The organism is Sphingomonas rhamnosi (assembly GCF_036663615.1).
Lineage (GTDB): Bacteria > Pseudomonadota > Alphaproteobacteria > Sphingomonadales > Sphingomonadaceae > Sphingomonas.
Map to the genome: position 1 here is coordinate 409,038 of NZ_JAXOJJ010000001.1, position 13,841 is coordinate 422,878.

Here is a 13,841-nt window from a genome sequence, read left to right on the forward strand (position 1 = left end):
GCCGTGTCGCTTCGTTCGAGCGACTGCGGCGTCGAGATTACGGGCGACTCCACCTAGGTTCTTGTTCCCCCGCGAAGGCGGGGGCCCAGTCTGGACCCCCGCCTTCGCGGGGGAACAAGGAAACGGGCGCTGTCATGCGTGTCTAGAACGTCGTCCGTCCGCCCGAGGTGTCGAAGGTCGACGCCGTCGTGAAGCTGCATTCCTCCGAGGCCATGAAACACACCATCGCGGTCGATTCGTGGATCTCGCCGAGCCGCCCCATCGGAATCTTGCCGCGCATGTAATCCACCTGGCTCGGCGGCAGCTGGTCGAGGATCGGGCTTTCGAACGTCGCGGGCGTCAGCGCATTGGCGATGATGTTCTTCGTCGCCAGTTCCTTGCCGAGCGACTTGGTCAGCCCGATTACGCCCGCCTTCGATGCCGAATAGGCCGAGGCGTTGGGATTGCCCTCCTTGCCCGCGACCGATGCGAGGTTGACGATCCGGCCATAGCCGTTCGCCAGCAGATGCGGGACGACCGCGCGGCAGCAATAGAAGAGCCCGTTGAGGTTGATGTCGATCACCCGCTGCCAGCTGTCGAGCGGATATTCGTGCACCGGACCGGTCGCGCCGGTGATCCCCGCCGAGCAGATCAGGATGTCGACCTTGCCGAGTGCCGCTGCGCTCGCCGCGCCGGCCGCCTCGACCGCGGCCTGGTCCGAGACGTCGAGCGCGACGATGTCGACAGCGCCGACTTCGTCCTTCGCCGCCGCCAGCGCCTCGGCGTTCAGATCCCAAAGCACGACCTTGCCACCCTCGGCGACGATCCGCTTGGCGACGTCCTTGCCGAGGCCGGAGGCGCCGCCGGTGACGATCGCGCAGCGACCGTCGAACCGTCCCGCATAGATACTCATGCCAGCTTGCCCGCGCCCAGATGCCGCCAGGCGACGACGTCCTGGCGCTGCGTGCCGAGCTTGGCGATGCCGAGCTCCATCACGTCGCCTGCCTTGAGGTATACCGCCTCGGGCTTCTTGCCCTCGCCAACGCCCGGCGGGGTGCCGGTGATGACGATGTCGCCGGGGAACAGAGTCACATACTGGCTGGCATAGGCGATGATTTCCTTGACGGAGAAGATCATCGTCGCGGTGTTGCCGGTCTGCATCCGCTCGCCGTTGACGTCGAGATACATGGCAAGGTCCTGCGGATCGCCGACCTCGTCCGCGGTCACCAGCCAGGGGCCGACCGGGCAGAAGGTGTCGTGGCCCTTGCCCTTGCTCCACTGCGTGCCGCGCTGCTTCTGGTTGAAGCGCTCCGACACGTCGTTGGCGAGGACGTAGCCGGCGACATGGGTAAGCGCGTCGGCTTCCTCGACATAGCGGCAGGTGGTGCCGATCACGACGCCGAGTTCGACTTCCCAGTCGCTATGCGTCGAATCCTTTGGCAGCATGACCTGGTCGTTGGGGCCGGTCAGGCTGGAGAGCGCCTTGCCGAACATGATCGGCTCGGACGGGATCGGCAGGTTCGATTCGATCGCATGATCACGGTAGTTCAGCCCGATCGCGACGATCTTGCCGACGTTCGCGATCGGCACGCCGTAGCGCGGGGTGCCCTCGACGAGCGGCAGCGTGGTGACGTCGATCGCGGCGAGCTTGGCGAGCGCGTCGGGCGCCAGCGTCTCGGGCGTGAAGTCGGGATGGTCGGCGAGCGACCGGATGCGACCATCGGCATCGACCAGACCGGGCTTTTCCTGGCCCAGCGGACCGTAGCGGCACAATTTCATGGGATCGGCTCTCGATTTATCAGTGGGTGTAGGGGCGGTGCATCGGGATATCGCGATTGAGCTCGACGCCGAAGCCCGGCGCATCGAGCGCGCTGGCCTTCAGGCGACCGTTCTGCGGCACGGGCTCGCCGATCAGCTGTGGGTGGAACATCGGCACCACTTCGGTCGGCCCCGGATGCATCATCAGGAATTCGGCGAACGGCGAATTGTGTCGCGTGATCACGAAGTGGTAGCTGTAGACCGAGGAGCCGTGCGGCACGACCATCTTGCCGTGCGCATCCGCGAGGGCCGAGATCTTGAGCAGCTCGGTGACGCCGCCGCACCAGCCGACATCGGGCTGGATGATGTCGCAGCAATCCATCTCGAGCAGCATGCGGAACCCCCAGCGCGTCGCCTCATGCTCGCCGGTGGTGACGAGCATCCCCTTGGGGACGTTGCGCTTCAACTCGGCATAGCCCCAATAGTCGTCCGGGCTGATCGCCTCTTCGATCCATTTCAGACCATGTTCGTGCGCCGCGATCGCCAGGCGGGTGGCGTAGTCGACGTCGAGCGCCATCCAGCAATCGAGCATCAGCCAGAAATCGTCGCCACACTTCGCGCGCATGTCGGCGATCATCGCGATGTTCTTCTTCATGCCCTCCGGCCCCTCGGCGGGGCCGTGGTGGAGCGGCATCTTGCCGCCGATGAAGCCCAATTCCTTGGCAATATCGGGGCGCGCGCCGGTCGCGTAGAATTGCAGCTCGTCGCGCACCGCGCCGCCGAGCAAATGATAGACCGGCTCCTGCCGCAATTTGCCGAGCAGGTCCCACAGCGCGAGATCGACGCCCGAGATCGCGTTCACGACGATCCCCTTGCGGCCGTAATATTGCGTCGAGAAGTACATCTGGTCCCAGATCTTCTCATATTCGGTCGGGCTGCGGCCTTCGAGGAAGCGCGCCAGATGCTTCTCGACGATGAACGCCGCGGGCTCGCCGCCGGTCGTGACCGCAAAGCCGATCGTGCCGTCGTCTGCCTCGATCTCGACCACCAAAGTGCCGAGCACGTTGATGCCGAAGCTCTGGCGCGACTGGCGATATTCGGGATAGCGGCTCATCGGCGTCGCGATGTGGTCGTCGATCCAGTGGCCCGCACCCTGATCGTGGTAGTCGGCGCCGCCGCCGCGGACGACGAACGCCCTGACATGCTTGATCTTGGGAAAGGACACGATCGTCACTATAAGCTCCTCATTCCCCTCCCCGCCGCCTCCTCGAACCGGGAAACGCGCGGCGTCGGCGATGTTTACTTTATCTCACTTTATGGGATAGGTCGTTACTTGATGAGAAAGGCCGCGTCAAACGTAGACTCGGCCGGGTAGAGGAAAAGCGGGTGCAGCGGATCGAAGACTCCGAGACGATGCAGCATCCGCGTGTGGCGCTGTTCGTCACCTGCCTGGTCGACCTGATGCGTCCGCAGATCGGCTTTGCCGCGATCCGCGCGCTCGAGGCTGCCGGGTGCGAGGTCGTGGTGCCCGAGGCGCAAACCTGTTGCGGGCAGCCTGCGCTCAATTCGGGCGACCGCGACACCGCGGCCGACCTGGCGCGGCGCGCGATCGCAATGCTCGAACCCTATGACCATGTCGTCATCCCGTCAGGATCGTGCGCGGCGACCATGCGCGTGCATTATCCCGAGATTCTGGCTGACGATCCCGAATGGGGGCCGCGTGCCGTCGCGCTGGCGGCACGGACGTACGAGATCCTGGCGTATCTCGACGAGGTCCGCGGCTGGAAACCGGAGGGTGTCGCGCTCGATGCGACCGGTACCTATCACGACAGCTGTTCGGGCCTGCGCGAACTTGGGATCAAGCGCCAGCCGCGTCGGTTGCTCGCGGCGGTCGACGGGCTGACCCTCAAGCCGCTCGCCCGCGCCGAGACCTGTTGCGGGTTCGGCGGCACCTTCTGCGTCAAATATCCGGCGATCTCGAACGCGATCGTCGCGGAGAAGGCGACCGCGATCGACGCGACCGGCGCCGAGCTGCTGCTGGCCGGCGACCTCGGCTGCCTGATGAACATGGCGGGCAAGCTCAACCGCGAAGGATCGAAGGTCCGCGCGTTCCACACGGTCGAGCTGCTTGCGGGCATGGGCGACGGGCCGGCGATCGGCGAAGAAGCATGAGCGCCTTCACCGACCGCGCCGACACCGCGCTTGCCGATCGCAACCTCAAGATTGCAGTCGAGCGCACCGCGGGCACCGCGGAAGCCAAGCGCACCATCGCGGTCGAGGCGTTCCCCGATTTCGAGTCCGCGCGCGACCGGGCGGCGGCGATCAAGGACCATGTGATCGCCAATCTCGGCTTGTATCTCGAACGGTTCGAGGCGAACGCGGTGGCTGCGGGCGCCAAGGTCCATTGGGCGCGCACCGCCGACGAAGCGTGCGACATCGTCGTCGCGATCTGCAAGGCGGCGAATGCCAAGAGCGTGGCGCGGTCGAAGTCGATGCTGGGCGAGGAAATCGGGCTGCCGCACGCGCTCGAACAGGCGGGAATCACGCGGATCGAGACAGATCTCGCCGAGCATATCATCCAGCTCGCCGACGAGCGCCCGTCGCACATAATCTGGCCGGCGATGCACAAGACGCGCGAGCAGGTGTCCGCGCTGTTCAAGGCCAAGCACCGCGACCCGCATCAGGAAGAAACGATCGCGGCGATGGCCGAAAGCGCGCGGCGCCATCTGCGCGAAGGGATGCTCGCCGCCGATGTCGGTATCTCGGGCGCGAACTTCCTGATCGCCGACAGCGGCGCGGTGTGCACCGTCACCAACGAAGGCAATGCCGAACTGTCGCTGGTGCCGCCACGCGTCCATATCGTCACCGCGGGGATCGAGAAGATCGTGCCGTCGATGGGACACGCCGTGCACATGCTGCGGATGCTGTCGCGCTCGGCGACCGGTGCGGCGCTCAGCCAGTACACCACCTTCTATACCGGCCCCCGCCGCCCCGGCGACCGTGATGGACCCGAAGAGATGCACATCGTGCTGGTCGACAACGGCCGGACGATGATGCGCGAGACCGGCCTCGCCGAGATGCTGCGCTGTATCCGCTGCGGCGCGTGCATGAACCACTGCGTAGTGTTCCGGCAGATCGGCGGCCATGCCTATGGCGGCACCTATCCGGGACCGATGGGCGCCGTACTGACGCCCGCGTTCGACGGGCTGGCGGAGAACCGCGATCTCGCCGGCGCGTGCACGCTCAACGGCAAGTGCCAGGAAGTGTGCCCGGTGCGGATCCCCCTGCCGACGCTGCTGCGCGGCTGGCGCGAGAAGAGCTGGCGCGAAGGACTGGAGCCGACGAGCCTGCGCGCCGGGCTCGGCACCTGGGCATGGTTCGCGCGGCGGCCGGCCTTGTACCGCGCGGCAACCGCGTCGGCGCTGCGCGCGATGCGGCTGATGGGCCGCGGCGGATGGCTGAGCAAACTGCCGCTCGCCGGCGCGTGGACCGAGTATCGCGACATGCCGAAACCGCCCGCGCAAGGATTCATGACGCAGTACAAGAAGGGCCGCCGGTCGTGACTGCGCGCGACGCGATCCTTGCGCGGCTCGGCGGGTCAGCGACGCCCGCGGCGATCGACACGGAAGCCGCGGCGTTGCTCATCGCCCCCGAACGGCCCCGGGTCGATCCGGCGCGCCTAGAGGAAAGCTTCCTCGCGATGCTGACGCTGCCGAGCGTCGCGGCGACCGTCGACCGGATCGGTTCGCCCGACGAACTGCCGGGCGCGGTCGCGACCTATCTGACGGCGCAGGGGTTGCCGCCCCGCCTGTGCGTCCCCCCCGACCCGCGGGTCGCGGCGGGCGACTGGTCGGGGATGACTCTGCACGAACAGGTCGCACCCGACGAGAACGCCGTGCTCGCCTTTGCGCGCTGCGGCGTCGCAGAGACCGGCTCGTTGGTGTTCGAGACCAGTCCGACCGCGCCGATGCTACCCAATTTCCTCGCGCTGCATCACATCGTCGTCGTGCCGGGACTCGTCGCACAGCTTGAGGATGCGATGCTCGGCGACGCGATGCCGCGCGCGCATTACTGGGTCACGGGCGTGTCGGGCACCACCGATATCGAGGGGACCTATGTCCGTGGCGCGCACGGGCCCCGCTTCCTCCACGTGATCCTGCTCGGCCAGCTTCAATAAGTCTGACATGACGCAACAGCGTTTGTCTTGGCGACCGAACTCGGTCTATCGTTCCGCCGATGGATCGGGGACACACGCTGAGCGGCAAAGGCGAACGGTGGGATCCGGTTCATGTCCGCGTCGCGCGCGACCTGGGCATCGCGATCGTCACCGGGGTCCACCCGCCGGGATCGCTCTTGCTGGGCGAGATCGAGTTTGCCGAGCAGCTGGGCGTGTCACGCAGCGTGGTGCGCGAGGCGCTGCGGATGCTCGGCGCCAAGGGGCTGATCGACAGCCGGCCCAAGGCGGGCACGCGGGTGCGCGAGCGCAATCACTGGAACCTGCTCGATCCGGACCTGCTCGCCTGGATGTTCGCGGCGCCGCCGCCGCCGGGGTTCGTGCGCAGCCTGTTCCAGCTGCGGATGATCGTCGAACCCGCCGCCGCGGAGCTCGCCGCGCTGGGGCGCAGCGCACGGCAATTGTCGCTGCTCGGGCATAGCCTGGAGCTGATGGGGCAGCATGGGCTCGACACCCCCGAGGGCCAGGCGGCCGACCAGCTGTTCCATACGACGATCCTCGAGGCGACCGGCAACGAGCTGCTGGTGAGCCTGTCGGGGAGCATCTCGGCGGCGGTGCGGTGGACGACGATCTTCAAGTATCGGATGAACCGCCGTCCGCGCGACCCGATGCCGCAGCACCGCGCGCTGTTCGAGGCGATCGCGGCGGGCGATGCCGCGGGCGCGCATGCCGCGACGACCGCGCTGATCGCGCAGGCGCAGATCGACACCGAGGCTGCGCTGGACGGCTAAGCCGTGGCCGTTATGGGCCGTTCCCCCGCGCAGGCGGGGGTCCAGGGCTACAGACGCTGCCGCCTGGAGTTCCGGACTCCCGCTTTCGCAGGAGAACGGTTGCCTAGTGGTTGTCGCGCGGCAGGCCCATCGTCTGGGCGATGCGCTGGTATTTCTCCGCACCCTCCAGGATCGCGCCGGTGTTCATCTGGCCGACCACCGCGCGCTGCATTTCCTGCCACGGGGTCTGCGATGCCGGGTAGCGATAGCCACCCGCGGCGATCAGGTCGGCGCGGCGCTGCGCCAGTTCCTCGTCGGAGATCAGCACGTTGGCCGTCCCCTTGTTGAGGTCGATCCGCACGCGGTCGCCGGTCTTGAGCAGCGCCAGGCCGCCCATCGCCGCAGCCTCGGGGCTGGCGTTGAGGATCGACGGGCTGCCGCTGGTCCCCGACTGCCGCCCGTCGCCGATGCACGGCAGCGCATGGATACCCTCGGTGATCAGATAGGAGGGCGGCCGCATGTTGACGACCTCGGCGGCGCCCGGATAGCCGATCGGCCCGGCACCGCGCATGAACAGCAACGTCTCGGCAGTGATCCCGGTCGCCGGATCGTCGATGCGGTGGTGATAATCCTCCGGCCCGTCGAACACGACCGCCGGCCCTTCGAACGCGTCGAGGTCGCCGGGGTTGGACAGATAGCGTTCGCGGAATTCGAGGCCGATCACGCTGGTCTTCATGATCGCGGCATCGAACAGATTGCCCGACAGCACGATGAACCCGGCATCGACCACCAGCGGCTGGTCGAACGGGCGGATGACCTTCTCGTCCTCGATTTCGACGCCGCGGCAATTGTCGCCCATCGTCTTGCCGTTGACGGTCAGCGCGTCCTCGTGGATCAACCCCTGCTCCATCAGCTGGTTGACCACCGCAGGCACGCCGCCCGCGCGGTAGTAGTCCTCGCCGAGATATTCGCCGGCCGGCTGCAGGTTGACGAGCAACGGCACCTTGTGCCCCTCGGTCTCCCAATCCTTGAGCGGCAGGTCGACGCCGATGTGGCGCGCGATCGCCGACAGGTGAATCGGGGCGTTGGTCGATCCGCCGATCGCCGAATTGACGCGGATCGCGTTGTGGAACGCAGGCTTGGTCAGGATGTCGGAGGGCTTCAGGTCCTCGGCGACCATCTCGACGATGCGCTTGCCGGTGCGGTAGGCGCATTCCTGGCGATCGCGATACGGCGCGGGGATCGCCGCGGAAGCAGGCAGCGACATGCCGAGCGCCTCGCACAGCGAGTTCATCGTCGTCGCGGTGCCCATCGTGTTGCAGTATCCGGTCGACGGCGCCGACGACGCGACCAGGCGGATGAACTCCGCATCGTCGATCTCGCCCGCGGCGAGCAGCTGACGCGCCTTCCACACGATCGTGCCCGAGCCGGTGCGCTCACCCTTGTGCCAGCCGTTGAGCATCGGCCCGACCGACAGCGCGATCGCGGGGATGTTGACGGTGGCCGCCGCCATCAGCGCAGCGGGCGTGGTCTTGTCGCAGCCGATCGTCAGCACGACGCCGTCGAGCGGATAGCCATAGAGCACCTCGACCAATGCCATATAGGCCAAGTTGCGGTCGAGCCCCGCGGTTGGGCGCTTGCCGGTTTCCTGGATCGGGTGGACCGGGAATTCTAGCACGATCCCGCCCCCTTCGCGCACGCCTTCACGGACGCGGTCGGCGAGCACCAGATGGTGGCGGTTGCAGGGCGAAAGATCGCTGCCAGTCTGAGCGAGGCCGATGATCGGCCGCCCCGACTGGAGTTCCTCAAGGCTCAGCCCGAAGTTCAGATAGCGCTCCAGATACAGCGCGGTCATGTCGATATTGTCGGGATTGTCGAACCAGGCGCGGCTGCGCAGCTTGGGTGCAGGGGTCGTCATGGGTAATGCTCCGGCGGCAGAGATCAGCGCGTCGTCGAGACGCGGTAGATCATGCGGTGATGGTAGGGATGCGTGGGATCGACCCGAGCCGACCCGAAGGCGGGCTGGTTCGGCGTGTCGGGGAATTTCTGCGGTTCGAGCGCGATGCCGTCGCTCATCCGGTACAAATGCCCCTGCTTGCCGATCAGAGTCGTGTCGAGGAAGTTGCCGGTATAGACCTGCACGCCCGGCTCGGTGGTCAGCAGTTCGAGCACGCGGCCCGATGCCGGATCCTCGAGCCGTGCGGCCAGCTCCGGCGTCTTGGTGAGCCCCTTGTCGAGCACGAAATTATGGTCGTAGCCATGGCCGAACACGATCTGCGGATCGCGGCCGTCGCGAACGCCGTTCGACAGCACCCGCCCCTTCGTGAAATCGAACACGCCGCCGGCGACCGGCTTCAGCTCGCCGGTGGGGATCAGCTTTTCGTTGACCGGCGTGTAGCGCGCAGCCGGGATCGTCAGACGGTGCGCGAGCACGTCGGTAGGCGCGCCCTCCCCGCCCAGGTTGAACAGCGCGTGGTTGGTCATGTTGACGATCGTCGGCGCGTCGGTGGTCGCAGCATAGTCGATCGTCAGCGCGCCGCGATCGTCGAGGCTGAACGTGACCTGCACCTTGAGCGTGCCGGGATACCCCTCATCGCCCGCCGGGCTGGTCCGCGCCAGGACGACGCTGGCCTGCGCGCCCTGGGTGATCGAAACGACCTTCCAGGCCTGTTTGTCGAAGCCCTTCACGCCGCCGTGCAGCGCGTTGGTCTTGTCGTTCTTGGTCAGCTGGTAGGTCTTGCCGTCGAGCGTGAACGCGCCGTCGGCGATGCGGTTGGCGTAGCGCCCAATCGTCTGACCCCAGTAATTGGGATGATCGAGATAGGGCTGCAGCGTGTCGTAGCCGAGCGTGATGTCCGCGACCTTGCCGGTGCGGTCGGGCGCGTTGAACGCCTGCAGCAGCGCGCCGTAGGTTACGATCCGCGCGCTGACGCCGTTCGTGCCGGTCAGCGTGATCGCCTCGATCGCGGTGCCGTCGGCGAGCGTGCCCCATGGCGCGCGCTCTGCGGTGGCGGCGTGCGCCGCGACCGGGAGCATCATGCTCGCGGCGAGTGCCCACGACACCGCGGTTGCGGTACTCTTCATACTGTTCACTCCTACGCGTCGATGAATTTCCGTTGACCGGTCGTGGGAAATTTAGTCAGACATATCGCCAGAACGCAAGCGCGACGAACAGACTAGGCGCGCGACAAGGAGAGAATGATGGCCGGACCGCCGCTGACCCCCACCCCGATCGGCACCCCGCCGACAGGGGCCACGACGCCGACCTCGTACAGGTCCGCGCTGACGCTGCTCGCCAGCCTGTTCTTCATGTGGGGGTTCATCACCGTCATCAACGGCACGCTGCTGCCGCATCTGCGCAGCGTGTTCGACCTGAGCTACACGCAGACGACGCTGATCGAATCGGTATGGTTCATCGCCTATTTCTTCGCCTCGATCCCCTCGGCGAAGCTGATCGAACGCGTCGGCTATCAGCGCTCGATGGTCATCGGCCTGGCGATGATGGCGGCCGGCGCGCTGATCATGGTGCCAGCGGCGCGACTGCCCTCCTATGGCGTCACGTTGTTTGCGCTGTTCGTGATCGCCAGCGGCATCACGCTGCTGCAGGTTGCCGCCAATCCCTATGTCGCCGTGGTCGGCAAGCCCGAGACAGCGTCGTCGCGCCTTAACCTCGTCCAGGCGTTCAACTCCGCCGGCGCTACGCTCGCGCCGTTGTTCGGCGGATATCTGATCCTGGGCCGCACCACCTCGGGTACCGCGATAGCGGGCGCGGCGGCGTTGACTCCCGCAGAGAAGCTGGCCGACGCGCAATCGGTTGTGCTCCCCTATCTGATCGTCGCCGCGATTCTGGCGGTGCTCGCGGTCGTGATCGCCCGCTTCCCGCTGCCCGCGATGGGTGCGGCGACGCAGCGTCATGCGAAGGAAGACCGTAAGGGCCATTCGCTGTGGAACCACCGTAACCTGGTGTTCGGCATCCCCGCGATCTTCATCTACCTGATCGCCGAGATCGGCGTCGGCAACCTCTTCATCAACTTCGTCTCGCAGCCCGAGATCGGCAACCTGACGCACCAGCAGGCGTCGAACTATCTGTTCCTGCTGTGGGGCGGGATGATGATCGGCCGACTGGTCGGCGCCGCCGCGATGCAGAAGATGGATGCCGGCCACGCGCTCGCGATCGCCAGCATCGGCGCGACGATCGTCATGCTGATCGCGGCGGTCACCACCGGTCACGTCGCGATGTGGGCGCTGATCTCGGTCGGACTGTTCCATTCGATCATGTTCCCGACGATCTTCACGCTCGGCATCCGCGGGCTGGGGCCGCTCACCGAAGAGGGGTCGGGATTGCTGATCATGGCGATCGCCGGCGGTGCGCTGGTCGTGGTGCAGGGCTGGCTGGCGGACCGTTACGGCCTGCAGGCGTCGTTCTTCCTGACCGCGCTGTGCGAGCTGTACGTGCTGTTCTACGCGCTGTGGGGATCGAAGCCCGTGGTGCGCGGGGAGCGGGTTTAAGCCCAACCCATCCCCACGCCCGTCACCCCTGCGCAGGCCGGGGTCTCTTGCGGCGGGCCACTCGGCCCGAACCGGGAGATCCCAGCCTGCGCTGGGATGACGAGGTTGGTTAGAATACCCCGTCCCTTCGCGAGGTGACGGGAGCGCGCTTCAGCCCAGCCGCGCGACCGGCACCGGCCGGCCGGGGACATCGACCGCGAACGCGAACAGATGCCCCGCTTCGGGCTGCTCGGCGAGTTCGGCATCCGTCAGGTCGCCGCGTGCGGTCGTCACATAGGCGGTCTTCAGATCCGGCCCGCCCAGCGCGATCTTGGTCACGTTCTGCGCCGGCATCCGCACTTCGCGCAGCAGCGTGCCATCGGGGGCGTAGCAGCGCGCGCACCAGCCGCCCCAGATGCCGATCCAGACATTGCCCGCGCTGTCGGTGATCGCGCCGTCCGGGTTGCCGTGATCGGGATCGATCCGCACGAAATCGCGCATCGCCCCCGGCTCGCCCGCCGCATCGATCGCCACCGCGTGGATCACGCCTTCGACCGTATCGACATGATACAGCGTGCTGCCGTCGGGCGAGAAGGCGGGGCCATTGGTAATCGGTATCGCCGGCAGGCCGGTCGTGGTGACTGCGCTGCCGTCGAACCGGTGCAGCCGCCCGGTCGGCTTTTCGCAGCCATCGTCCATCGATCCGAACCAGATGGCGCCATCGGCCGCGACCGTCGCGTCGTTGAGGCGGTTGCCCGGCAGGTGCGGCTCGACATCCGCGAGCGGTGTGAACGTGCCGTTCTCGGGATCGAACGTCGCGAGCCCCGTCTGAAGCCCGGCGATCAGCTCGCCCCCCTCGGCAGGCAGAACCCAGCCGATCTGCGCGGGCGCGGTCCAGTCGTCGACCGTCCCGGTCGCGGGATCGAGCCGGTGGACGCGGTGCTGCTTGATATCGACGAACCACAGCACGCCGGCGCGCGCGTCCCAGACCGGGCCCTCGCCGAGCAGCGCCGATCCGCTCCAAACCGTCCGAATTTCGTCACTCATCATCCGCTCCCACGCGTTGGCTTGCGTGCCCCATATTGCTGGCGGCACGGCGAATGCCTATACAGTCGATAAGTCAGACAGAATAGGTGAGAGCGATGAGCGACGGCAACTCCAGCGGGCAATTCCACGCGATCGAGGCGGTCACCGGCAAGCCGATCGGATCCTATTCGGTCAGCACGATCGACGATGTCGCGGCGGCCTGCGCCGCCGCCGATGCGGCTTTCGACACGTACCGCGCGACCGACGCCGAGACGCGCGCCGCGTTCCTCGAGGCGATCGGCGCCGAGATTATGGCGCTCGGCGACGACCTGCTCCAGACCGCCCACCGCGAGAGCGGCCTGCCGATGGCGCGCCTGACCGGCGAGCGCGGCCGGACCGTCGGTCAGCTCAAGCTGTTCGCCGATGTCGTGCGCGCCGGGCTATGGCGCGAAGTGCGGCTGGACAGCGCGCTGCCCGATCGCACGCCGCCACGCTCCGACCTGCGGATGCGGATGATCCCGCTCGGCCCGGTCGCGGTGTTCGGCGCGTCGAACTTCCCGCTCGCCTTCTCGACCGCGGGCGGCGACACCGCCGCGGCATTCGCCGCCGGTTGCCCGGTCGTCGTCAAGGGTCACCCGGCGCATCCTGGCACCGACGCGATGGTCGCCGGCGCGATCCGCGCGGCGGTATCGAAGAGCGGCTTGCCCGAGGGGACGTTCGGCCATGTCCGCGGCCCCGGCAACGACCTGGGTATCGCCTTGGTGCAGGATCCGCGGATCGCCGCGGTCGGCTTCACCGGCTCGCGCCGCGGTGGCCTCGCGCTGGTCGCCCTCGCACAGGCGCGGCCGGTGCCGATTCCGGTCTATGCCGAGATGTCGAGCATCAACCCCGTCGTGCTGATGCCCGCGGCGCTCGCCGCGCGCGGCGCCGCGCTGGGGACCGCGTTCGTGGGTTCGCTGACGATGGGGTCGGGCCAGTTCTGCACCAATCCCGGGCTGGTGCTCGCGATCGAGGGCGAAGGCTTCGACGCGTTCGTCGACGCCGCCGTCACCGCGATGACCGGCCATGATCCGCAGCCGATGCTGACCGGCGGCATCCGCGAAGCCTATGCCACCGGCACCGCAGCGCTCGCCGCCAACCCGGCGGTGACTCAGGTCGCAGCCGGCCTCGAAGGCGACGGCATCGCGCGCGAGATGGCGCGGCTGTTCACCACCGACGCCAGCGCCTTCCTGGCCGACGCCGCGCTCGGCGAAGAGGTGTTCGGCGCGTCGTCGCTGATCATCCGCTGCCGCGACATGGGCGAGTTGAAGCAGGTCATCGCGACGCTCGAAGGCCAGCTGACCGGAACGATCCAGCTCGATGCCGACGATCACGCCGCCGCCGCCGAACTGGTGCCGTTGCTAGAGCGCAAGGTCGGGCGGATCCTCGCCAATGGCTGGCCGACCGGTGTCGAGGTCAGCCATGCGATGGTGCATGGCGGTCCCTTCCCTGCCACGTCGGACGGCCGCTCGACCTCCGTCGGCAGCCTGGCGATCGACCGCTTCCTGCGTCCGGTCTGCTATCAGGACCTGCCGCAGTCGTTGCTGCCGGCCGACATCAGGGACGGCGCTGCGGGGCCGAAACTGGTCGACGGCTCGCCTGCGTGA

At 67.4% G+C, this 13,841-nt stretch carries 12 protein-coding genes; 6 read left to right on the top strand and 6 right to left on the bottom strand.

The genetic code is table 11. The features are described 5' to 3' along the window. Window positions 1–142: 142 nt before the first annotated feature. The 3 genes from U1701_RS02005 to rhmD are packed head-to-tail and all read right to left on the bottom strand — an operon-like array spanning window position 143 to window position 2,962. Window positions 143–892, bottom strand: coding sequence for an SDR family NAD(P)-dependent oxidoreductase (locus U1701_RS02005; protein ID WP_332780854.1), 750 nt, complete (start codon window positions 890–892; stop codon window positions 143–145). Then, on the bottom strand, window positions 889–1,758 hold the full coding sequence (locus tag U1701_RS02010) for a 2,4-didehydro-3-deoxy-L-rhamnonate hydrolase (protein ID WP_332780855.1): 870 nt from the start codon (window positions 1,756–1,758) through the stop codon (window positions 889–891). Before U1701_RS02010 ends, U1701_RS02005 begins: the two co-directional genes overlap by 4 nt. A 19-nt stretch (window positions 1,759–1,777) precedes the next feature. Next, on the bottom strand, window positions 1,778–2,962 hold the full coding sequence (gene rhmD, locus U1701_RS02015; protein ID WP_332781427.1) for an L-rhamnonate dehydratase: 1,185 nt from the start codon (window positions 2,960–2,962) through the stop codon (window positions 1,778–1,780). Window positions 2,963–3,150: 188 nt separating this feature from the next. Between rhmD and U1701_RS02020 the strand changes: the two genes are divergently transcribed. The 4 genes from U1701_RS02020 to U1701_RS02035 are packed head-to-tail and all read left to right on the top strand — an operon-like array spanning window position 3,151 to window position 6,702. Further along, complete coding sequence (locus tag U1701_RS02020) at window positions 3,151–3,909, top strand: (Fe-S)-binding protein (protein WP_332781428.1); 759 nt, start codon at window positions 3,151–3,153, stop codon at window positions 3,907–3,909. After that, a complete protein-coding gene (locus U1701_RS02025; RefSeq protein ID WP_332780856.1) occupies window positions 3,906–5,300 on the top strand; it encodes a lactate utilization protein B in 1,395 nt (464 codons plus the stop codon). The genes U1701_RS02020 and U1701_RS02025 overlap by 4 nt, the downstream gene beginning before the upstream one ends. Continuing rightward, window positions 5,297–5,914, top strand: coding sequence for a LutC/YkgG family protein (locus U1701_RS02030; RefSeq protein ID WP_332780857.1), 618 nt, complete (start codon window positions 5,297–5,299; stop codon window positions 5,912–5,914). Before U1701_RS02025 ends, U1701_RS02030 begins: the two co-directional genes overlap by 4 nt. Window positions 5,915–5,973: 59 nt before the next feature. After that, the gene (locus tag U1701_RS02035) at window positions 5,974–6,702 is read left to right on the top strand and encodes a FadR/GntR family transcriptional regulator (RefSeq protein ID WP_332780858.1); all 729 of its coding nucleotides are present in this window, start codon (window positions 5,974–5,976) and stop codon (window positions 6,700–6,702) included. Between the two features lie 103 nt (window positions 6,703–6,805). Here the strand turns inward: U1701_RS02035 and U1701_RS02040 are convergent, their stop codons facing one another. Next, window positions 6,806–8,599 carry an IlvD/Edd family dehydratase gene (locus U1701_RS02040; RefSeq protein ID WP_332780859.1) on the bottom strand — a complete coding sequence of 598 codons (1,794 nt, stop codon included), beginning with the start codon at window positions 8,597–8,599 and terminating at the stop codon, window positions 6,806–6,808. Between the two features lie 23 nt (window positions 8,600–8,622). After that, window positions 8,623–9,765, bottom strand: a complete 1,143-nt coding sequence (locus tag U1701_RS02045; protein ID WP_332780860.1) for an aldose epimerase family protein — start codon at window positions 9,763–9,765, stop codon at window positions 8,623–8,625. Between the two features lie 117 nt (window positions 9,766–9,882). Here U1701_RS02045 and U1701_RS02050 point away from each other — a divergent pair, with 117 nt between their 5' ends. After that, window positions 9,883–11,190: a sugar MFS transporter gene (locus tag U1701_RS02050; RefSeq protein WP_332780861.1), complete on the top strand. Its 1,308-nt coding sequence runs from the start codon at window positions 9,883–9,885 to the stop codon at window positions 11,188–11,190. Window positions 11,191–11,340: 150 nt separating this feature from the next. Here U1701_RS02050 and U1701_RS02055 read toward each other — a convergent pair whose 3' ends face one another. Then, the gene (locus U1701_RS02055) at window positions 11,341–12,216 is read right to left on the bottom strand and encodes an SMP-30/gluconolactonase/LRE family protein (RefSeq protein WP_332780862.1); all 876 of its coding nucleotides are present in this window, start codon (window positions 12,214–12,216) and stop codon (window positions 11,341–11,343) included. A 95-nt stretch (window positions 12,217–12,311) separates the two neighbouring features. Here U1701_RS02055 and U1701_RS02060 point away from each other — a divergent pair, with 95 nt between their 5' ends. Continuing rightward, window positions 12,312–13,841: an aldehyde dehydrogenase (NADP(+)) gene (locus U1701_RS02060; RefSeq protein ID WP_332780863.1), complete on the top strand. Its 1,530-nt coding sequence runs from the start codon at window positions 12,312–12,314 to the stop codon at window positions 13,839–13,841.